Raw genomic sequence first — 21,886 nt, 5'->3', positions numbered from 1 at the left:
GCAAAGGAAAAGAACAAAAAGTTAAGTCCGGCATCCAACGTCTTTATAAAGTTATACGTGTACAACTACGCCGGGGCAAATAAAGTGCCATTTATTGGCGAAGTACAAAAAGGGGATTAGAATTAGCAGTACCTGAACGATATTCCATAGGCAACTTTATGTTCGTTAACTGAGTTACGTTTGACGAACAAACGTCAAATTAGTAACACATTCACAGAACACAACAAGATGAAATCAACAGAATTAAGAATTATTCTGACAGTCGACAATCTTGATGAATTAATTAAATTTTATCGGGATGCGCTGGGATTAGAAACATCAAAAGAATGGCATGAGCCCACTGGAAACGGTATTATCCTAGATGCTGGCCGGGCTTCTCTCGAGCTGATTGACAGCAGCCATGCCCAAAAAATAGATGAAATCGAAGTGGGGAAACGGGTGGCTGGTCCAGTCCGATTAGCGTTCAAAGTGGGCGATGCCATTATGACGGCGGGCGCTGAATTAGCTGTAGCAGGAGCCGTGAAATTAGCCGAAGTCAAGCAAGCACCCTGGAGTAAAGTGCAACGTATGCAAGACCCCGCAGGCATACAATTCACGCTGTTTGAAACGTCAACGCTTAGTGAGTTAGACTAATCTATACTATAAATTTCTGTTTTACAGCACATTGCTGACGCTAGGGGCTTCGACAGGCTCAGCCTGACAGTGTACTTAAATTTGTAAACTCAATCTGGCTTATCAGGCTGAGCCTATCAAAGCCCCTAGCGTCAGCAATACGTTAGTCGTAAATACTGCCAGCTGTTTTCTCAACCAGTCCTTTGGGCAAGAGCCAGGCCATCAGCTTTCCGGCTTTGTTCAACAGGCCGGTCACTACTTCAGTTTTACCGGATAACGTAGCATCGACGGACTGTTTCGCTACGTCCTCGGGCGTCATATTGACTTTCTCGGCTGCTTTACGTCCTTTTTCACCAATCTGGGCGCGTTCGGCAAAGTTGGTATCGGTGGAACCGGGGCATACACACGTAACGGAAACCGACGACTTTCTTAATTCCTGCCGTAAACCACGACTGAACTGTAGCACAAACACTTTCGATGCTGAATAAAGACTTAAGCCGGGAACTGCCTGATAAGCCGCCGAACTGCCAATATTCAGAATATAAGCTTTGGGTTGCTGATGAAGTTGTGGCAGGAAAAGATACGTCAACTGAACCAGAGTTGTCATGTTAACCTGCATCATGTCGAGGTGTTCAGCGAGGGCGTGCTTTTCAAACGGGCCGCTCAACCCATAACCGGCATTATTAACCAGCATCTGAATGACGTATTTCTTCTTGTTGCACCAGTCGAATACTTGCTGTGCCGCACCTGCCTGGGCCAAGTCGATTGCCAGAAAATCCGTTTTCACAGCGTACTCGCTAGCCAATTGACGAGTGGTTTCCTTTAGCAGTGATTCGGAGCGGGCTACCAGCAGCAAATCGAATTTCTGCCGGGCAAGCTCCTTCGCAATCGCCAGACCGATTCCCTTGCTGGCTCCCGTAATGAGGGCGTAAGCCATAAACTAGTTATAAAAAAGTCGTCAGTCGCTAGTCAATAGTAATGCGTCCGCTTTTTACTATTGACTAGCGACTGACGACTAGCTACTTCTTAAATATTAACCTTCGAGATAAACCGGTGGTAGAACGGCGTTTTGCTGTTCTCGTGTTTAGGCATGTATTTGCCCGTTACGACCGGTACGTACATTACACGCCGACGGCTGGCTTCGCCAAAAAACGGCGACTGTTGCGCCCGGTGCCAAAGACGTCCGTCATGTACCGACAAATCACCAGCGTTGATATCGAAACCAATTTCATGTTTGTCTGGGTCGTTATCAACGAAGTACTTTTTGCGGAACAGCATTTTGAAGATCCCCTGCTTGTGCGTTCCCGGAATTACACGCAGCCCACCATTCTCATAAGGAGTAGGATTCAGGTGGATACCCACGTTGAGCATCGGCATGATGCGCTGACCGAGGAAAATATCGCGAGGGCTATCAGTATGCCAGCCCATTTGCGAGAACTTACTGTTGGGGGTACGAACGTAGTGGTTTAGAATAAGCCCGTCTTTTTCGATTTCAGCGATACGTCCTTCATAGGGTTGTAGCAGATCAACAGTAGCCTGAAGGCGTGGGTCCTGCAAAAACTCGTGGAGTGCTTTACTATGCTGAGACAGGAAACACATCCGCTGAATCATAGGATTACCCGCTTCGTCCTGACCAAATTTCAGCGGAACACCGTTTACTTTGTCACGGCCTTCATCCAGCCATTCCTTTTCAATACGTTCTGTTTCGCTGATGAATAATTTCACCGTTTCCGGCTCAATAAAATTACGGAAAACAATAACGCCGTACTTATTGAAAAACTGGCGCTGTTCCGGTGTAATAGTTTCGCCCAGTTTAAAGGGCGGCAAGGTTAATTTGCTCATATCGGTGGTTTACAATTCGGGAGTTCCGTATTTGATGCCAACCGCTTACCGCGCTTGTCCAATGTGCGCAGACATAACGGTTTATTTGAAAGCCCAAATCTACGAAATTTACAATTTTAGGATTACTTTGCCGCAATTTAATTAATACGACTTTAATTAGAAAGCATCTAAGTAGTTGGGTCTGTGATAGTTGATAAACGGTTGTTTTTGCTGTTAATCAGCGTTTTGATAGGTAGTTTTACAGATATTCAGTCACAATCCGATAATATCCGGGTGCCATATTGATCGGTACCCAATCAATTCCTCCGAACCCGAAATGCTCAAATTTTATTTCTGATGGCCCTCTGCCGCTGTTCAGGTCTGATTTTAATTAAACGTAAGAAACCCAATCAGAGCGTGTTCATTAAAGTGTGTCATCTATGCCGTTACACCGAGCAAATGAACACGCTCTGGTTGGGTAATGATTTAAGCCTGGAGAGATTAAGTTTTGGTGTTGTCTTCTGACAAGTTGGCAACGAAAGAACCACCTGAATTACAACTTCATTTTTATTTCCTTACTGGGGCGATAACCGATACGTTGCGCCAATACACGTAGCGAATCACCAGTTTGCAGCGCCAGCTTTCCGCCACCGTAAACACGCCAAGTGTTCGATTGGTCACCACCGCTTTTCAATACGTATCCAATAGATGCTCCGGACGTAGCACACCGAATGCTGACCGTTCGCCCCGACGTAACAAGTTCTGGGTCGGCTGTTTTGGGAGGTTCATCTCCGCCATTCCACATCTGTTTGATCATGGCTGGTTCTGGCAGGGCACTTTTATCCCCAACTCGTTTGAGCCAGGCGTCCATTTGCCCTCGTAATTCGTGTAATTTGGCTTTGTACGCGGGCTTATCGACCAGATTCGTAAACTCGTTGGGGTCAGCTTGCGTATCGCATAACTCTTCCTGTGGCTTTGTAGGCCGAAACCACAGCATTTGGGCCGCGTTTAGTTTGCCTTCGTTACGTAACTGAAGCATTTCTTTCATCATCGAAATACTCAGCCGATACGTAATGTCCTGATAATACGGTTTTTCGGGCATAAAATTCCGGTAGTACTTATACCGACCGTCACCAACGGCCCGGACGCGGTCTACTGGTAAATCCATTCGGTCGCGACCGGCAAAAATGTATTTTCGGGGAGTTGAAGTCCTTTTTTCGCCCAGAAATGCCTGTCCTTGTAAATACTCTGGCAGCGCGATATTAGCCAGCGACAGCATGGTAGGAGCCAAATCAACAAAGCTAATGAGCTGATTGTCGGTGCCACCTTTTGGTTTACTGCCATTTACCCTGAATTTTTCGGGAATGCGCACGATCATCGGCACGCGCAATCCCCGGTCATACAATTCCCGCTTGACGAAGGGCAGTCCGTCGCCATGGTCGGAGAAGAAAAAAATGATGGTATTATCGTAAAGTCCGTCTTCTTTTAACTGCCTGATAAGCGTACCAGCAATGGAATCCATCCGGATTACATTCGATAAATGCCGGGCGATGTCGTGCCGAACGGTTTTAGTATCAGCATAATACGTCGGAATCGTTACGTCTTCGGGACGAACCAGCAATGGCTCGTTCTCCCGCGACCAAAGCTGCGATTCGTGCGTAATCATCAGATTGAAAACGGAGAAAAATGGTTTTCCCGCCTGACGATTTCGCCAGTGTGCTTTTTTGCTGCTTTCGTCCCAAACCGTCACGGGCGGCAGAAATTGGTAATCCTGCTTATCGTTGTTGGTGCAGTAATAGCCCGCTTTTCGGAGGTATTCGGGAAAACAACGTACCGCTTCAGGAATAACAGCCGAATAGCCTTTCATCTTCAGATATTGACTGGCTTCAGGCGTTAGCTGAACGGTGCGCATGTGCTGGGTACCGATGGACGTCGGGTACATGCCCGTAATGATAGACGAACGAGCGGGCGCGCATACACCCGCTGTTGCGTATACGCGCGTATAACGAGTCCCTTCAGCCGCCAACTGATCGAGGTTGGGCGTTTTCAGATCCTTTTCGCCATAGCACGACAATCGGGGCGACATATCCTCGCAGGTAATCCAGAGAATATTTGGTTGAATGGGCTGCTGATCCGGCTGTACGAGTTTCCGGCTGATAAACGATGTAGCCAGAACACCTAGCAGAAGTCCCGAAATGATCAGTTTATACATCGTCTACTACGTTTATACGGAAATAATTCGGTCGCGGGCGATGGTTTGCCACTCACCGGTTACGTCGCCATTTTCAATGGTATAGGCGCGTTCGTAAAGGGCAACGGTGGGGCAAATGTGGATCGGCAGACCGTAGAGTACGTCGCCCACCTGATACGGATGCCCTTCGCCTGCTTCCAATACCAGATGCTCTTCACTCTGCCCGACAGCTTTGAGTTCGGGCGCATTCAGGAACGTAACACGTTCGCTTAACTCATTTTCGGCCGCCACCGATTTATGCCCCAAATCGACGCAGATGCGTGTGGAGGTTGGCAGCGAAATGACCCGCGTAACCACCAGCGCGGCCGGTTCAAAATGTTGCTCTGGCAAGCCGTTTTTGTAGCCTTTGTCCCAGTAAATAAACGTACCAGGACTGCATTCGACGCCCGCATGTCGAGCGTGAATAGGGAACGTAGGACTGCCGCCCATCACGAGAATGGGTTTGTCGAAGCCCCGCGACGTAATGGTTTCGCTCAGCAGTTGTACAGGCCAGAAAGCAGCGTCGCATTCTTTTGTCCGTAAGGCAAGGTCGGGATTGCGAATGTGCCCGTCGTAAGCGTGGAGTCCCATCGGACGTATTCCTGGTAGCTGGTCGAGCTGGGCGTAAAGCGACAATACAGCTTCACCGGGTGCGATTCCCGTCCGATTCATACCCACGTTGAGGTCGATGAAAACCGGAATCACTACGTTGGCCGTTACCGCCAGTTCCGACAACTGACGGGCTGTTGCTACGTTATCGACCAGGCAGGAAAACTGCGTGTTTGGATACGTAGTGATGAGCTCCAGCAGCCGATGCATTTTGGTGCCGTTGGGCTGGTAGGCCAGCAGTACGTCGGGCGCACCAATCATCGCCAGCATTTCGGCTTCGGCAATAGTTGCGCATTTGAACTTTCGAATCCCGGCTTCCAGCAGCAGTTGACTGGCCTCCCGCGATTTGTTAGTTTTCACATGCGGACGTAGCCGGCTCACATCGCCAATCGCTCGGAGCAGAGCAGCGATATTCGCCTTCACGCGGTCAGGATACACAGCCAGCGCGGGTGTATCAAGGTGAGTCAGGTTGTCAATCTGATACCAGGGCGACTGTTCCATAGGTCAGGCCAGTTCAAATAAGGCTTCCACTTCAACCGGAATATTATCGGGCAATGAACCCATGCCCACCGCCGACCGAACACCAATTCCATTTTCTTCGCCCCAGACAGTGGCAAACAACTCGCTGCATCCATTAATAACGTAAGGATGGCGTTCGAAATCGGGCGTACAGTTGACCATGCCAAGCACTTTAATAACTCGTTTGACCCGATCCAGACTTCCCAGATTCGTTTTAATGGTCGACAGAATCGTCAGGCCAACCTGCCGGGCAGCTAGCTTCCCGGCTTCAATATCCATATCAGCACCGATACGTCCGATAATCAGACTTTTATCGTCCTGTACGGGACCGTGGCCCGATACATACAGGTATTTACCATCAATGAAAAACGGTTTATAGACACCCAGCGGCTTAGGGGCTGGTGGTAATGATAGGCCCGTCTGGGCAAAGGCAACTTCCGGCGAAACAACTGACATAGACTATAATTGAATGAGCGGCTCTTTATGGCCTGCGATTTACGAAAAAATAAGTGAATAGTGATGAACGATGAGTGATGAACGGTCCGCCGTTGCGGTTTGCTGACGCACTCAATAGTTACTGGCGTCAGCAAACCGCAACGGCGGACCGTTCATCACTCATCGTTTATAAACCCTTCCATCTCCTTTACATCCAGCACCCAATCAATAGGAGCGCCCTCAATGGCTTGCTGCGGCATGAAGGGTACCTGAGCAGTTTCGGGTTTCTGGACTACCGTAACCCCGCCCGCGTTTTTGATGGCGTTTAAACCGGCTGTTCCATCGGTATTAGCTCCTGATAACAAAATACCAACTAACGATGGGCCGTAAACATCGGCGGCCGACTCAAACGTTACGTCGATGGAAGGACGGCTGTAATTGATTTTCTCTGAATCGTCCAGCGAAAACGTCTTGTCCTGTTCGATTAACAAGTGATAATCAGCGGGGGCGAGATAAATCGTACCGGGCAGAATCGCGTCTTTATCATCGACTTCCTGAAGCGGAATGTCTGTTTTGAGCGCAAGCAGGTTGACGAGTGTCGAGTCGGCTGTGTTTTTTCGATGAATTACCAGTACCAGCGCAAAGGGCAATGGTGTTTTCAGAGCAGGCAGCAGTTGCAGCAAAACTTCGATACTACCCGTTGACCCGCCAATCATCAGCATCTGACAAGAATCGATTACCCGATTTTTCGCCATATTTTTTCGCGGGATATCTGTTTAAATCTGGACTGTAACGAGGAGAATTTGAGCGTTTCTTTTGCGCCGAGGGCCAGATAAGCGAGCGAACCCAGACTGTCGTCGAACAGGTTCAGTACGCGTTCCTGTAAGGCTTTGTCGAAGTAAATCAGTACGTTCCGACAAAGAATAAGGTCGAATTCGTTGAAGGAACGGTCTGATACCAGATTGTGCGTCGAAAAAACCATTTTCTTCACAAGTTCTTCCTTGAATTTAACATGGCCGTACTGCGCTGTGTAATAGCTTGAAAAATCATTCTTCCCGCCCGACAGCATATAATTTTCGGAATACTGTTTCATTGGCGCCAGGCTAAAAATGCCTTTGCGGGCCTTTTCCAGTACGTCAGGATTCAGATCGGTGGCGTACAGAATCGATTTGTGAAACAGGTTTGTTTCCTGAAGTAAGATGGCCATCGAAAAAACCTCTTCTCCTGTAGAGCAACCGGCGTGCCAGATTCGGATAAACGGCTTGGCGGCCAGTGTTGGCAATACGTCTTCACGTAACGTTTTGTAAAACAGTGGGTCACGAAACATTTCCGTCACGTTCACAGTCAGCTCCTCCACGAACCGCTTGATATACGTAGCGTCGGATTTGACTCGATACCTTAGTTCGGCAAAACTCGGAAATTTGTCCAGTGCCATCAGCCGATTGATCCGTCGTTTCAGCGACGCGCGGGCGTAATGGGTAAAATCGTACCCATGTTCTTCCAGCAGGTCGTTCAGGAGGATATCGATTTCGGGTTCTTCAATCATAACGTCGCTTAAATTGTCGACAGTAGGGCTAACAGCCTGTCTACATCAATCGGTTTGGAAATATATTCCGTAGCACCCGCCCGCAGGCACTTTTCGCGGTCGCCAACCATAGCCTGCGCCGTCACCGAAAAAATAGGTATATCCTCTCGATTGGGCAGGTTTTTAATGCGGGGAATGGCTTCATACCCATCCATTTCAGGCATCATCATGTCGATGAGAACAGCGTCGATACGTTCGTCAGTAGCCAGCAGGTCCAGCGCGTCCTGTGCACGCTGCTTCGATACGCAGTCGAAACTTTTGGCCCGTAACGTAGCAGTCAGCGCAAAAATATTGCGGGGGTCATCGTCAATAATCAGGATTCGCTTTTTAGACATGGTGGAAAAATTGTTTTGTTCGCGCTTACCAACCCAACCCCTCCTGTTTTAGGAGGGGCTTTCTCAACGTCAACCGCTAGTAGTTGACTCTCGTTTAGAATGAGGACACAAATACACTCCTTAGTAGCCACCTCCTGTTTTAGGAGGTAGTGGTAAACGCGAACGTAAACTGTAAATTTCTAATTCCGTTCATAAAGCCAGACACGTAGCAGCGACACAAGCTGATCAATGTCGACGGGTTTAGTAATATAATCGGACGCTCCGGCTTGAATGCATTTTTCGCGGTCGCCGGTCATGGCTTTGGCCGTTACGGCAATTACGGGCAGGTTTTTCCATTGGTAATGTTCCCGAATTTTGCGGGCGGTTTCGTAGCCATCCATCTGAGGCATCATCATATCCAGCAGAACAATATCAACGCCGGGATTTTCACCCAATTTCTCCAGTGCTTCCTGTCCGTTCAGGGCGGCCACAACGGTCATATTGTACTGTTCCAGCGCTTTCGACAGCGAGAAAATGTTACGTACGTCGTCGTCGGCAACTAGTACTGTTTTGTTCGTAAGCACCTGATTCAACGCGCCAAGTTTTCGGGATGAGCCTTTTTTACTGTCCGCCTGTTTGTTTTCTTCAACCAGATGCAAAAACAGGGACACTTCATCGAGCATACGCTGGTATGAATGAGCTGTTTTAATGATAATCGAATCCGCGTATTTCTTGATTTTCAACTCTTCAGCCATCGACAGACTCTTGCCCGTGAAAATGATAATCGGCAGGTTTTCAAGTCCCGGATTTTTCTTGACAGCTTCCAGCGTTTCGTAAGCTCGGCTGTCGGGAATGCCCATATCCAGAATGACGCAGTCGACTTCTTTACGTTTCAGCGCGTCGATGCCTTCTGTTACGTTGTCTTTTAGTTCCGACGTAATGTTGAACGATTCCAGGAAATAGGCCAGCGCTTTAGCGTGCTTGGGGTTATCTTCAATAATCAGGACTTTCTTGGGATCGCGATTCAGTACGTATTCAAGTCGTTTGAAAACGGTCTGCATCTGCTCAAACGCGACGGGTTTGTCGACAAAATCGATGGCTCCTTTTAGCAGACTTTCGTTTTTCATCTTGTGTGACGACATGATGTGTACGGGAATGGGCCGAGTTTTTGGGTCGGCTTTCAGGGCATCCATCACTTCCCAGCCACTCATCACCGGCAACTGAATATCGAGTAGAATGCCGATGGGTTTCAGAGCCGCAGCCAATCGCAGACCCTCATCACCGCGCACCGCTACGACGCCTTTGTAGCCTTTTTTACGAGTGTAATCGAGCAGCGATTTGGCGAAATTGGTGTCATCTTCAACAATAAGAATGACTTTATCGCCCGCTACAATGTCTTTCCGGTCGTCGGGAACGGCTTCCGGGATATTGACACTGACGTATTTATCAGGCTCTTTTACGGAAGTTGTCGGCTGAACGGGGGCAATGCTGACGGGCTTGGGAGTTGGCGCTGGTTCCGATGCTACGTAGGCTGCTGAAATCGGTACCTGTACCGTGAACGTACTGCCTTTATTGACCTGGCTGACCAATGTGATTTCGCCCCCAAGCAGTTTAGCCAGTTCTCGGCTGATGGACAGCCCCAGTCCCGTACCACCGTATTTTCGTTTGGTGGAGCCGTCGGCCTGTTGGAAAGCCTCGAAAATAATCGGCTGTTTTTCGGGCAGAATTCCAATGCCGGTGTCGGCAACGGTAAACAGGAGCGTGGGCTCGCCAATACGGTTCTCACTACGTTTGATCGATAACGTAACGCTTCCTTTGGCGGTGAATTTCAGGGCATTCGACAGCAGGTTTTTCAGGATTTGCCCAAGCCGTATTTTGTCGGTTTCGATAGACGATGGTACGTCTGACTCAACTGAAATCGAAAACTCCAGCCCTTTTTCTTTTGCCAGAATCGCAAACAGTGCCTGAAGCTCGTCGGTAATGTCGCGGATGGATACGGGCTGATAATCCAGTTTCATCTGCCCGGCTTCAATCTTCGATAAATCCAGGATTTCGTCAATCAGTCCAAGCAGCCCGTTCCCCGACGACTGAATCACCTTGGCGTATTCAATCTGATCGTCGGATAGGTTTTCTTCGGTGTTTTCAGACAGGAGTCGACTCAGCAGTAGAATGGAATTGAGTGGCGTTCGGAGTTCGTGGCTCATGTTGGCCAGAAACTCTGATTTGTAGCGAGTTGCCAATTCCAGTTCGTCGGCTTTTTTCTGGATTTCTTCGTTTTTCTCTTCCAGCAATAAACCTCGTTCTTCCAGTTCCGTGTTGGTTTGCTGCAACTCTTCCTGCTGCACACGCAGTTCTTCTTCGGAGGTCTGGAGTCGCTGCGCCTGCATTTCCAGCTCAGCATTCAGGGTTTCCAGTTCATTATGTTGCGACTGCAATTCTTCCGACTGGGCCTGGGTTTCTTCCAGGAAATTTTGCAGTTTCAGGTAATCCTGTGCGGCATTGACAGCAATAGCGGCAGCTTCCAGATTAGCTTCTACAAAGCTGAGTTCAAGTGGTTCAGGAACACGTAGCAGTCCCAGTTCCAGTGCGCCCAGGCACGTATTGCCATACATCAGTGGCGCGAGAATAACGGCTCGCGGTAACGTATCGCCCAGAGACGACGAAATTCGGGCGTAATCCTCTGGAATATCCTGAATAACCATCGTTTTTTTACGTTCGATAGCCTTACCAAGCAATCCCTGCCCAATGCTGACCGTATCGGGAGCCTTTGTCGCAGCGAAGGTGCTGGCCAGTTTAAAGCCGACTTCGCTATCGTTCAGGTAAAGGGTTCCGAGTGGCGCATTCAGATAATCAGCAAACGTAGTAAGCAATTGGGAGGCCAGTTTCTTGATGTCACGTTCACCCCTAATGGCATCGCTCAGTGCGACGGAACCTGCCTGTAGCCAGTTTTTGGCATTCAAATCATTGAAGGTCTGTTCGAGCGAAGCCGCCATCTGGTTCAGCGCGTGGGAGATACGTCCGAGATCATCGTCACGGGTATCGTCACTACGTACTGCATAGTCGCCACTGGCGATACGTTGCGTGATATGTTCCATCACCGAAATCCGCTTGGCCGTTTCTATGTATTTAGCTTCATCGGCTTCCTGACGGGCAATCCGCTCGTCCATATCGTTTTTGATACGTATGTACGTGAAGCCCGTAATCAGCATGGAAATGATGGCGGCAATAATCAACAGAAAAGGCGTGTACGTAATATACATTTCCTGCTGCTCAACGCGATTCTTAAGCAGTTCTTCTTCTGAGGTTTTTATCCGGTTGACGAATGTCCTTAAATCGTCCATAACCAGTTTCCCCTTCACCATTTCGTCATTACGTGATACCGTGTCGCGGAGAAACGCCCGGTTACGTCGGGTCAAATTAATGACGCGCTCCATTTGAGCAAATTTGGCTTCGTACAGCGACTTAATCCGGGTAAGATTCTCTTCCTGAGCCGGATTGTCGGACGTCAAGTCGACGAGATTTTTATAACTGATATTTACTTTCTCACGGCTACCATTATAAGGTTGAAGAAAAAGGGGATCGAGCGTCACCAGAAACCCGCGCTGTCCGGTTTCGGCGTCTTTCATGATCGAAATGATGTTCTCGGCTTCGAGTAACACCTGATTCGTATGATTGACCAGTCGTGAATTACTGATCAATTTCTGAATGCTGAAAAAAGAAGCCGCCAGACTAAGCAGCAACAGCAGTGTAGAGATTGTAAAGACAATCTGAAGCTGCTTAATAACTGAATTTGACGTTGAGGATGGAGGCATAGCAAAACCAGAATTTCTTTATATATATGATGTATATCTTGATGATCAGAGCAAAAGACATCATATATGATACATCATACATCTACTTATTACACTTGTTTGATGGGTAAAACGATACTAAACCGGGCACCTTCGCCTTCGCGGCTTTGAGCCGTAATGAGGCCGTGGTGTTTCTCAATGTTCTTTTTGGCGATGGCCAGCCCAATGCCCGTACCTTCGAAACTGCTACGTGTATGGAGCCGTTGGAAAATAACAAAAATGCGATCCAGGAATTTTTCATCGAAACCGATGCCGTTATCCTGCACCACAATCCGGCAGTACGAACCGTTGGTATCGGGCTCTCCATCAATGGCTAACGTAGCAATACGTTCGGCCTTAATATGAATGATGGGTGCTACGTCGGGTTTCACGAACTTGAGTGCGTTACTTATCAGATTCTGAAAAACCTGCCGTATCCGACCGGGCATCGTTTCAATAGTTGGAAATGTATCGATGCTTATTTTAGCACCGGTTCGGCTGATCGTTTCGTCAAAATCCAGCAATAATTCGTCCAGCAACGTATTCAGATTGGTGGGCTGATACGTCTCGGGATTCGATAACCGGGAATACGTCAGCAAATCGCTGATGAGCGTGGCCATCCGCGCCGACGCCCGAATGGAGCGGTCGAGGTACCCAACTGCTTCTTCGTTTTCTTTCAGGAATTTTTCCTTAATGGTATCGTTGAGTAACTGAATTTTCCGAAGCGGTTCTTTCAAATCGTGCGATACTACCCAGCTGAACTGCTGAAGTTCATGATTTGTCTGCTCCAGTTCGGTGTTTTTAAGCAACAATTCACTGGTGCGTAACTCAACTTGTTGTTCCAGGAGTTCAGCGGCCTGTTTCTGGGGATGTATGTCGGTGAACGTACCAATCCAGCGTACTACTACGTCCTGTTGCCTGATCGGAACGATACGTAGCAGATGATACCGAAACTCACCCGTCGTCAGATCTTTCAACCGCAGCTCGCGTGTAAACTCCATTCCCTGACTAAACGCTACGTCCCACTCATCGCAGATGTCGTCGTCGGGGTGGCATTCGGGCAGCTTTTTTGGGTCGCTTGAATAACGGTACCAGTGTTCGTTCACATATTCGAGCTGGCCATCGGACGTAACGGTGAACGCCATCTGCGGCAGCGACGACAGCACCCCCTCCAACGCCTGCATTTGTTGGGTAAGTGCCTCCTGAGCCTGCGTGCGAACCTCCACTTCTTTCCGGAGTGATTCCTGCGTGTTACGTAGTTCCTGCTGCTGTTCGTAAAGTTTTTGGAGTGTTTTTATCTTCAGTACCAGAATATCGAGGTCGACGGGTTTGGTGAGGTAGTCGATACCCCCCGAGGTGTAGCCTTTGGTAATGAACTTTTTTTCGGTATTGACCGCCGACAGGAAAATGATGGATGTGTATTTGGCTTTACTGAAACCAGCAATGGCATTGGCTACTTCGAAGCCGTCCATATCTGGCATCTGAACATCCAGAATGATGATTGAGTACGTAGTATTGAGGACTTTTCGGAGTGCTTCTTCGCCTGATTCTGCCGTGTCGACTGAGAAACGATGTAGTTCGAGGAGCTTTTTTAGCGGAAGAATATTCTCTGGCCTATCATCAACAATTAAAATCATGTATACGTATTGGCTAAAACGCTGAGGGCGATGTCAAATGTCCGAAAATTTGATCAGAAGTTGGTATTCGGAGTGTATATCCTATTTAATGTACTTCTGGGAAATTGTTTGTGAATATAGAATGCATCCCGAAGTGCTTCCAAATAACTGAATTATACGGTATGTACCGTTTTTTGTCATGCTGATGAAGGAAGCATGACAAATGCGCTCATTTTTGAAAGTATGCGATAAGTTGTAAAAAACCATTTATTATCTTACCTGCTGAAAATCAACCTGAACTCTATTCATGAAACACAAACTATTTCTTTGCCTGAGTCTGTTGACGAGTGTTACGTTCGCGCAGGCTCCCACCTTCTCCGTTACGTTCCCGGCAAACCAGTCGGCCAAACCGCTCGATGGGCGTCTGTTGCTCATTCTGGCTAAAAACAATAAACCAGAACCCCGCCAGCAGGTGAGCGATGCGGTTGAAACAGCACAGATTTTTGGCGTAGATGTGAACGGATTGAAACCGGGTCAGGCCGCCGTGGTTGATGCCAGCGTGTTTGGTTATCCGAAAAAGAGTTTAAAAGAACTGCCTGCGGGCGATTACTACGTTCAGGCCGTGCTGCATAAATACGAAACTTTCAACCGGAAAGATGGTCACGTAGTGAAACTGCCTATGGACAGGGGAGAAGGGCAGAACTGGCGTGTGGCTCCTGGGAATTTATTTAGTAAGCCACAGAAAATCAGTTTGAAAGCGGGGAGTAAGCAGTCCATTGCTTTGGTGATGGATCAGGTGAATTCGCCGATTGTTGAGCCAAAAGACACAAAGTTTATCAAGCATATCAAAATCCAGAGCAAACGCCTGACGGAGTTCTGGGGACGCCCGATATACCTGGGCGCACACGTATTGATACCGGCTGGATTCGATGAACACCCCGAAGCGCGTTATCCACTCTGCATTTATCACGGGCATTTTCCGGATGATTTTGGTGGTTTCAGCGAAACGCCACCGCCCGCCAATATGGACACGACTGATTACAGCGAACGGTTTCATATTTATGGTTATAAGAAAATCGAGGCTCAGGAAGCGTATGACTTTTATAAAAAATGGACGAGTAAGGATTTTCCCCGAATGCTGATTGTGGAAATTCAGCACGCTAATCCGTATTACGATGATTCTTACGCTGTTAACTCCGAAAATCTGGGGCCGTATGGTGATGCGATTATGTATGAACTGCTGCCTGAAATTGAGAAACGTTTCCGGGGAATTGGTCAGGGTTGGGCGCGTTTCACGTATGGTGGCTCAACAGGAGGCTGGGAAGCCTTAGCCGTGCAAACGTTTTATCCGGACGAATTCAACGGTTGTTTCGCGGCCTGCCCCGATCCCATTACGTTCGACGCTTACACAAATTTTAATCTCTATAAAGATAAAAACGCCTATTACAGCGAAGGGCCATTTCGACGCACGCCCCGCCCTGCACAACGTAATTATTTAGGACAATTGAAATGCACCACCGAAGAAACCAACCACCGCGAACTGGTTCTGGGTACGCATTCGCGTTCGGGCGATCAGTTCGATATCTGGGAGGCTGTTTATTCGCCCGTGGGTTCCGATGGGTATCCAAAACGTATCTGGAATAAACTGACTGGCGAAATCGACCCAGCCGTTGCTGCGTACTGGCGCGAACACTTCGACCTGATGCACATACTACGTCGCGATTGGAAAACGCTTGGGCCGAAACTGACAGGCAAGATTCACATCTACTGCGGAGATATGGACAATTATTACCTCAACAATGCGGTCTACCTGATGGAGGATTTTCTGAAAAGCGTAAAAAATCCGCCGGCTGGCAGTGAAGTTGCTTACGGCGATCGCGCCGAGCACTGCTGGAACGGCGACCCAACGCAGCCCAATTATATCAGCCGACTGCGCTATAACACCATGTATATCGACAAAATCCTGAAACGTATCGAAGCCAATCACCCTGCCGGAGCAGATTTGAAAAGCTGGCGGTATTAGCAGGGGAGTTATAGGGTTGTAAAGTTGTAGCGTTCTATAGTTGTGTTATTACGTTGTAAACCATATAAAATTGGGGTGGCTGGTAGCTAGTAACTTAACTATTGCCTTCGGGATGGGCAGCGTAATAAAGCTGAACGACCTTCCGGCGAGCCCGTTTTAGCCGCATTTTTATCGCTGATTCCGATGCGTGAAAACGCTCACCGATTTCCCTGATGGATAAGTTTTGCTCGTATTTAAGTTTCAGCACAACAATGTCAGCTTCTGGCACTTGCAGTAGAATCAAACTTCTTTGTTCAAAACTATAATCAGTTCCTTCTTCTGCTGGCTCAGGTTCGCGAACCTGATCAGAAAGTGATACAATCAGGACGCGTCTCGATGCTTTCAGCTTGTTTAGGCAATAGTTATGAGAGATCGCGTACAGCCAGGAAGAAAAAGTGGATCGATGTTGGAAGGTATTTAATTTATCGAACACTTTGAGGAAAATATCCTGCGTAAAATCCTGAGCTTCTTCATGATCCTTGGTTAAGTGCAGACATTTCTGATATACTTTCTGAACGTATCGTTCGTAAAGCAATTCGAAGCTATCGCCCAACTGATTGCGCTGATATCGGTAAACTAATTGTTCATCGGTTAAGTACTTGGTTCTCTTATGCATGTTAATTGTATGTTATTGTTGAAACATAAAATTATGTATTTGCATAATTGAATTATTAGTAACATTATGGATACTATAAGAACTATTAAATAAACTATACGAAGCTTCGATTTTAATGATGTTAAAACCGAGTTGGTTACTATTATTTATTTTGAAAATACAGAGAAGTGAACGTTGATTTGTCGCTTATTCAACTATGGCTATTACTGTATCCCTACGTAGTACTAGATTAACTAGCATGCTTTTTCTAACATTTTGGGGACTGACCGGATGTGAGAACTGGAAGGCATTTCATACCGGTACGTTTAATGGAGAACCTTATGAAGTACAGTTTATGGAATCCAAAGGCTTCAGTACAAACCGAATTGACCATGCCATAAAACTGGGAAATCGTAAGCGAGTCGTTATTGATGCACTGACGACCGACTGGGGACCGCCCTACGCTGATGACCTATTTGGTGAGGCAAAACGGGTTTACATCGACAAAAATCACGTATCGTATCGAAACGAACCTGACAACGCCGTGCAACATCCCAGTACGATGCTGTATCTCTCACCAAATCAGTTCAGTCGGGAGGATTTTGATCAGTACGTAGCGCTCATGCACCGCGAATGGGCTGCCATCGACCGAAAACATGCTAATGGCGAGTACGACCATTTTCCGCATATAATCGGATTAGTGTATGGCGAATCTGACGATTTTGTACGAATTTTCAGAGCCAGCAAAAATGGGAAAACGTATCTTCTTACAATCGAACCCGACGGTCGAATCCGGTATATGGCTGATGAGGTGTCAGCTAATGACGAGTACAGTGGCTTGTCGGAAAAAGTACAAATGCCCGGCAAACGCATTTACGTAGCAACTGGTAAAAATGCTGGCCTGTCGCGCACTGAAATCCTGATGTATAAAGATAAGTCTGGCAAAACACTGGGCGATTATTTCACCCTCGAAGAAAACGATACGTCCGAACCTTCGCTACGTTAGCAAAAATTCGGACGTACTACGTTATAGCTAATCAAAGATTTGACAAAAACGCCATTGTGTCTACACCATCGGCGTAATCGCTTAGGCCAGGTCGTTGCGTCTGGCCGAAGGCAACTCCTGGTAACGTAGTATGGCCCGAAAACCAGTTCTGCGCTGAAGCTACTACCTGAATCTGTTCGCTACGTTCTGATAACCAATTCAGTACGTCGGTTTGCGTTTGGTAGGTCTGGTAGTATAGTACTGAGATTGGTGAAACCAGCCCATCATTTTCCGTCAGCAACAGATACCCGTTATCAAGGTGGGGTACGGCATTGATGAGATAGATGGATTTGTTGTAGTCGTAGTTATTCTGGTACTTGTGGTTGTCCAGATACATTTTCGCAGTGGGTTCCAGCGTACGTAGCAGTGGTGTGAAATTGTAATCGTCGGGAACGAGAATTGTCGATACGTTCCGGCAACCGAGTCCATAATAATCGGATATGTCGTGGCCTAGTTTCGCAAACTCCTCTTCACTTTCTTCGCCCATCAGCAGCCCCACCGAAGTGCGGTTTTTACGAATGATATTGGGCTTTTTACCAAAATAATACTCAAAATAGCGAGATGTGTTGTTGCTGCCTGTGGCGATGTATGCATCAGCTGCATTAAGGCGTTCCGCTTCTTCGACAAAACTCGTGAAAGCAGGATTAATCTCCTTTAATTTTTGTATTAAATAATGGATAAGTACAAAATCCTGGTTACTTAATTTAGCCAGCAGCCGGTGCCCGCTTATGAGCACGCAGAGGAGATCATGAAATCCAACCGCCGGAATATTTCCAGCCATAACTACACCAATGTTACGTACCGTTTCAGGTTCGGGTCGGTAGGGGCTCAGCCAGCTAGTTAGTTTATCGGCAGTCAGAAATTCGTTCGCAATAGCACCTAAGGCATTCAGCGAGTTATCGACTGTAAACCAGTTATTTTTTTGGTGAGCCTGGTGAGCGATTTCGGTCAATTCGGATTGGGCTTCGCCCGAGCGTAGGTGATCGCCTAAGGCGACGAACGTTTGTAGGCGTTCTGATTGAAGCATGTATTGAATAAACAAATGGAATACACCATCAACTAATGGAATGAAATATTAGTTTGATGCCAACCTTTAAATAATTATATTTGTTGTTCAATTTAGCAATTCACAAATTTACTGTTTATAAAAAGTACTGCCCATGGCAATCATGATCACCGACGAGTGCATCAACTGTGGTGCCTGCGAACCCGAATGTCCCAACACAGCTATCTACGAAGGTGGCGTTGAATGGACCTGGGGTGGAGGGACCGAACTGACCGAAGTCGACTTCGGTGACGGTACGGTAGTAGGCGGCAGAGATCCACAGGGTCCGGTTTCGAACGAGTTTTATTATATTGTAGCTGATAAGTGTACTGAGTGCATGGGTTTTCATGAAGAACCTCAATGTGCGGCTGTTTGCCCCGTCGACTGCTGTGTTCCCGACCCAGAACACGAGGAAGATGAAGAAACATTGTTAGCTAAAAAAGCCTGGCTCCATGCAGAAGCATAGACGCACGATTTCATAATCGAAAATACCGCCAAAAAGGCCCAATCAGTTCGCTGGTTGGGCCTTTTTGTTTTTGCACTTTTTGGGGTACGATAAAATGACTATTACTTTAGAAACAAACAATATAGTAAAAAATAAAATTTGGTAAAACAATAGATTAGCAAAATATTTTAAAAAACGAATTTTCATACTATTTTCGGCATTTAGAATAGAATCATTAGTATAATTCTAACAATATTGGACAAAAATCGAAAAAAGGCATAAATATTTAAAGCAACTTCTTGCATAAAATAAATTAAGTAATAAAATTTGCTACGAAATAAGACCACAGTAATGTTCCTATGCAACCAAATTAAAACTATGAAAAAAGTCATTTTACTTATTGGTTCTTTGTTTTTAGGATTTGCCGTTCAGGCGCAGGATTCTACCTCTGCTTCTTCCGGAAAATTTACTTTTTCCGGTTACATGGATACGTACTATTTTGGAAATTTCAACAATCCGAAAAGTCAGTCGAACCTGGGTTTAAACGGTTCTAATGTAGGCAATGCACGTGCTTTTGACCAGAAAGCTGGTCAGTTTGGAATTGGCCTGATTCAGGCGAAAGCTGTTTATACGGCCGATAAAGTGGATGCAGTGATGGACCTTGCTTTCGGACCATTTGCTGATTTGGGGAACTATGGTAATAATGTAGGATTTCTTGGAGCAGGGTCTACTGCACTGGCTATCAAACAAGCTTACATCACTTTCAAAGCCAGCAGCAAATTGTCGTTTACGGCGGGTCAGTTTGGAACGCACATTGGTTATGAAGTAATCGACGCTCCTGTGAACTACAACTATTCGCTGTCGAACCTCTTCAACAATGGGCCATTCTATCACGTCGGTTTGAAAGCGCAATATGCCTTCAGCGATAAGGCTTCGTTGATGGTCGGTCTGGTGAATAACGTAGATAACGCTTTCGACAACAACAAAAAGAAAGGATTGATTGGACAATTCTTTTTCTCGCCGGTTTCGGGCTGGAGCGTATACCTGAACGCCATCGCGTCGAACGAAGCATCTAAAGGTGTTGACGCTGTGAACGAAGACGGTGCTACGTATCAACTCTTTGACCTGACTACTACGTATCAGATTACCTCTAAATTTTTCCTGGGTCTGAATGCTGCTACAGGTTCTCAAAAGGGTGATTATCAGGGCGCTGGTGGCCCATCGACATCGAAAAGCTGGGGCGGTTTTGCGCTGTATACGAACTACGCATTCACCGACAAATTTGGCCTGGGTGCTCGTTATGAGATGTTTGATAACAAGAGTGGCGTACGTGGTGTCACCGACGCGGCAGGAAATGGTGCCAGCGTGAATTCAATTACGATCACTGGCAACATCACGGCTGCCGATGGACACGTACTACTCAAACCCGAACTACGTATCGATAGCTACTCGGCTGACAAGTTTGAGAAGAATGATGGCAAACTGACGCCGTCGCAGGCTACGCTCGGAATGGCGGCCATCTTTAAATTCTAATAACCGTATCCCCGTTTTCTTAACCATTAATTTAATTCTAGTACAACAAAAAACAGTTACGTATCATGCAAAAACCCAATTACATTCCACTTGCCATGTTGCTCATTATCAGCATAGTGGCTGTTCTGTCTCCCTCTGTTCCAACGCAGATTGTAACAGAAGGCATTAACTCCGGCGACACGGCCTGGATGCTTGTCGCTACTGCGCTTGTGTTGTTAATGACGCCCGGTCTGGCGTACTTCTACGGGGGTATGGTCAACAATAAAAACGTGATTTCTACAATGCTTCAAAGCTTTGTGGCCATGGGCGTGATTAGTGTACTATGGGTAGTTGTTGGTTTCAGCCTGGCGTTTGGTACGTCAATCGGTGGATTTATCGGTAACCCAATGGATCACTTCATGTTCAAGGGTGTACTCGACGGCAAGCCCTGGTCGCTGGCTGCTTCGATTCCGCTGGTTGTCTTTGCTTTCTTCCAATTGAAATTCGCCGTTATTACACCGGCGCTCGTAACAGGTTCGATGGCCGAACGTATCAACTTCCGGTCGTATGTCCTGTTCATGATCCTGTTTAGCCTGTTCGTATATGCACCTTTAGCGCACATGACCTGGCATCCAGAAGGTATTCTGTTCAAGCGGGGTGTACTTGATTTTGCAGGTGGAACGGTTGTTCACATGTCGGCTGGTTGGGCTGCTCTGGCGGGTGCCTTGTACCTGAAGCGTCGGAAATCGCAAATCGAAGCGAGCTACTTTCCACCGGCCAACATTCCTTTTGTTCTGTTAGGAACGGGTCTGTTGTGGTTTGGTTGGTTTGGTTTCAACGCTGGTTCTGCAGTTGGCGCTACTCCCCTGGCAGCTTCGGCTTTCGCTACCACCAACACCGCTGCGGCTGCGGCTGGTCTGGCCTGGGTATTGTTTGATGCAGCTAAAGGCAAAAAAGTATCAGCACTTGGTTTCTGTATCGGTGCGGTGGTAGGTCTTGTGGCTATCACACCAGCGGCTGGTTTCGTTACGGTCCCGACGGCAATTTTCATCGGAACTATCAGTTCCATTATTTCGAACTACGTAGCACATCTGCGCTCAAAATCGACACTCGACGATACGCTTGACGTATTCCCTTGCCACGGTGTTGGGGGTATGGTTGGTATGGTTATGACGGGTATTTTCGCTTCAAAAGGCATTAACTCGGCCGTTACGGTTGAAGGGCTGGCTTTCGGCGAAACGGGTCTGTTCATCGAGCACATGATTGCGCTGGTAGGCGTATCGGCCTTCGCATTCGGTATGTCGTTCCTGCTACTGAAAGTTACCGACCTGATTCTGCCACTACGTGTGACGGAAGAAGACGAGAAAGTTGGTCTGGACGTTAGCCAGCACGACGAATACCTGATCGAAGCGTAATTTATTTATGTATGAAGTAGGATATAGGTTGTAACCAGTCGCGACATATATCCTACTTCATACATACTATAACATACATCGGCAGAGCCACAGGCACCTGTCTGGCCCAAACGTCTGACAGTTTTATCTGTGGTTTTGTTGTACTCATGGAGCCGCTCCCACTTGGGGGCGGTTTCCTGCTTTTATAGAATTCGAA

At 47.3% G+C, this 21,886-nt stretch carries 18 protein-coding genes; 6 read left to right on the top strand and 12 right to left on the bottom strand.

Annotated elements, in window-relative coordinates:
- Positions 1-228 precede the first annotated feature (228 nt).
- Positions 229-633 (top strand): VOC family protein, encoded by a 405-nt coding sequence (locus tag IC229_RS30705; RefSeq protein WP_190892108.1) that lies wholly within the window; start codon positions 229-231, stop codon positions 631-633.
- Positions 634-775: 142 nt separating this feature from the next.
- Here IC229_RS30705 and IC229_RS30700 read toward each other — a convergent pair whose 3' ends face one another.
- The 10 genes from IC229_RS30700 to IC229_RS30655 form a co-directional block, all read right to left on the bottom strand.
- Positions 776-1,549, bottom strand: coding sequence for an SDR family NAD(P)-dependent oxidoreductase (locus IC229_RS30700; protein ID WP_190892106.1), 774 nt, complete (start codon positions 1,547-1,549; stop codon positions 776-778).
- A gap of 89 nt (positions 1,550-1,638) precedes the next feature.
- Entirely contained in the window at positions 1,639-2,454 is an 816-nt protein-coding gene (locus tag IC229_RS30695; protein WP_190892104.1) for a phytanoyl-CoA dioxygenase family protein, read from the bottom strand.
- A gap of 532 nt (positions 2,455-2,986) precedes the next feature.
- Positions 2,987-4,645 carry a sulfatase family protein gene (locus IC229_RS30690; RefSeq protein ID WP_190892102.1) on the bottom strand — a complete coding sequence of 553 codons (1,659 nt, stop codon included), beginning with the start codon at positions 4,643-4,645 and terminating at the stop codon, positions 2,987-2,989.
- Between the two features lie 12 nt (positions 4,646-4,657).
- Complete coding sequence (locus IC229_RS30685) at positions 4,658-5,773, bottom strand: D-TA family PLP-dependent enzyme (RefSeq protein ID WP_190892100.1); 1,116 nt, start codon at positions 5,771-5,773, stop codon at positions 4,658-4,660.
- Between the two features lie 3 nt (positions 5,774-5,776).
- Positions 5,777-6,247 carry a RidA family protein gene (locus IC229_RS30680; protein WP_190892098.1) on the bottom strand — a complete coding sequence of 157 codons (471 nt, stop codon included), beginning with the start codon at positions 6,245-6,247 and terminating at the stop codon, positions 5,777-5,779.
- Positions 6,248-6,402: 155 nt separating this feature from the next.
- Positions 6,403-6,981: a chemotaxis protein CheB gene (locus IC229_RS30675; RefSeq protein WP_190892096.1), complete on the bottom strand. Its 579-nt coding sequence runs from the start codon at positions 6,979-6,981 to the stop codon at positions 6,403-6,405.
- Positions 6,963-7,772 (bottom strand): CheR family methyltransferase, encoded by an 810-nt coding sequence (locus IC229_RS30670; RefSeq protein ID WP_190892095.1) that lies wholly within the window; start codon positions 7,770-7,772, stop codon positions 6,963-6,965. The genes IC229_RS30675 and IC229_RS30670 overlap by 19 nt, the downstream gene beginning before the upstream one ends.
- 8 nt (positions 7,773-7,780) lie before the next feature.
- Positions 7,781-8,146, bottom strand: a complete 366-nt coding sequence (locus IC229_RS30665; RefSeq protein WP_190892093.1) for a response regulator — start codon at positions 8,144-8,146, stop codon at positions 7,781-7,783.
- Positions 8,147-8,325: 179 nt separating this feature from the next.
- A complete protein-coding gene (locus IC229_RS30660; protein ID WP_190892091.1) occupies positions 8,326-11,937 on the bottom strand; it encodes a response regulator in 3,612 nt (1,203 codons plus the stop codon).
- A gap of 89 nt (positions 11,938-12,026) precedes the next feature.
- Positions 12,027-13,592: a hybrid sensor histidine kinase/response regulator gene (locus IC229_RS30655; RefSeq protein ID WP_190892089.1), complete on the bottom strand. Its 1,566-nt coding sequence runs from the start codon at positions 13,590-13,592 to the stop codon at positions 12,027-12,029.
- A 286-nt stretch (positions 13,593-13,878) separates the two neighbouring features.
- Between IC229_RS30655 and IC229_RS30650 the strand changes: the two genes are divergently transcribed.
- A complete protein-coding gene (locus IC229_RS30650) occupies positions 13,879-15,594 on the top strand; it encodes a hypothetical protein (protein WP_190892087.1) in 1,716 nt (571 codons plus the stop codon).
- Positions 15,595-15,688: 94 nt separating this feature from the next.
- Here the strand turns inward: IC229_RS30650 and IC229_RS30645 are convergent, their stop codons facing one another.
- Positions 15,689-16,249, bottom strand: coding sequence for an RNA polymerase sigma factor (locus IC229_RS30645; protein WP_190892085.1), 561 nt, complete (start codon positions 16,247-16,249; stop codon positions 15,689-15,691).
- 238 nt (positions 16,250-16,487) lie between these two features.
- On the opposite strand from IC229_RS30645, the gene IC229_RS30640 reads away from it, so the two are divergent.
- Complete coding sequence (locus IC229_RS30640; protein ID WP_190892083.1) at positions 16,488-17,234, top strand: hypothetical protein; 747 nt, start codon at positions 16,488-16,490, stop codon at positions 17,232-17,234.
- 31 nt (positions 17,235-17,265) lie between these two features.
- Here the strand turns inward: IC229_RS30640 and IC229_RS30635 are convergent, their stop codons facing one another.
- The gene (locus tag IC229_RS30635) at positions 17,266-18,300 is read right to left on the bottom strand and encodes an acyl-CoA reductase (protein WP_190892081.1); all 1,035 of its coding nucleotides are present in this window, start codon (positions 18,298-18,300) and stop codon (positions 17,266-17,268) included.
- Between the two features lie 133 nt (positions 18,301-18,433).
- On the opposite strand from IC229_RS30635, the gene IC229_RS30630 reads away from it, so the two are divergent.
- The 3 genes from IC229_RS30630 to IC229_RS30620 all read left to right on the top strand — a co-directional run bounded on the left by IC229_RS30630 (position 18,434) and on the right by IC229_RS30620 (position 21,690).
- On the top strand, positions 18,434-18,784 hold the full coding sequence (locus IC229_RS30630; RefSeq protein ID WP_190892079.1) for a 4Fe-4S dicluster domain-containing protein: 351 nt from the start codon (positions 18,434-18,436) through the stop codon (positions 18,782-18,784).
- 357 nt (positions 18,785-19,141) lie between these two features.
- Positions 19,142-20,296, top strand: coding sequence for a porin (locus tag IC229_RS30625; RefSeq protein ID WP_190892077.1), 1,155 nt, complete (start codon positions 19,142-19,144; stop codon positions 20,294-20,296).
- 65 nt (positions 20,297-20,361) lie between these two features.
- Positions 20,362-21,690 carry an ammonium transporter gene (locus IC229_RS30620; RefSeq protein ID WP_190892075.1) on the top strand — a complete coding sequence of 443 codons (1,329 nt, stop codon included), beginning with the start codon at positions 20,362-20,364 and terminating at the stop codon, positions 21,688-21,690.
- Positions 21,691-21,886 lie beyond the last annotated feature (196 nt).

Origin of the sequence: Spirosoma profusum (assembly GCF_014699005.1) — a bacterium.
Taxonomy (GTDB): Bacteria; Bacteroidota; Bacteroidia; order Cytophagales; family Spirosomataceae; genus Spirosoma; species Spirosoma profusum.
The sequence above is the reverse complement of the archived record's forward strand: the minus strand, read 5'-3'. Positions and strand labels throughout refer to the sequence as shown.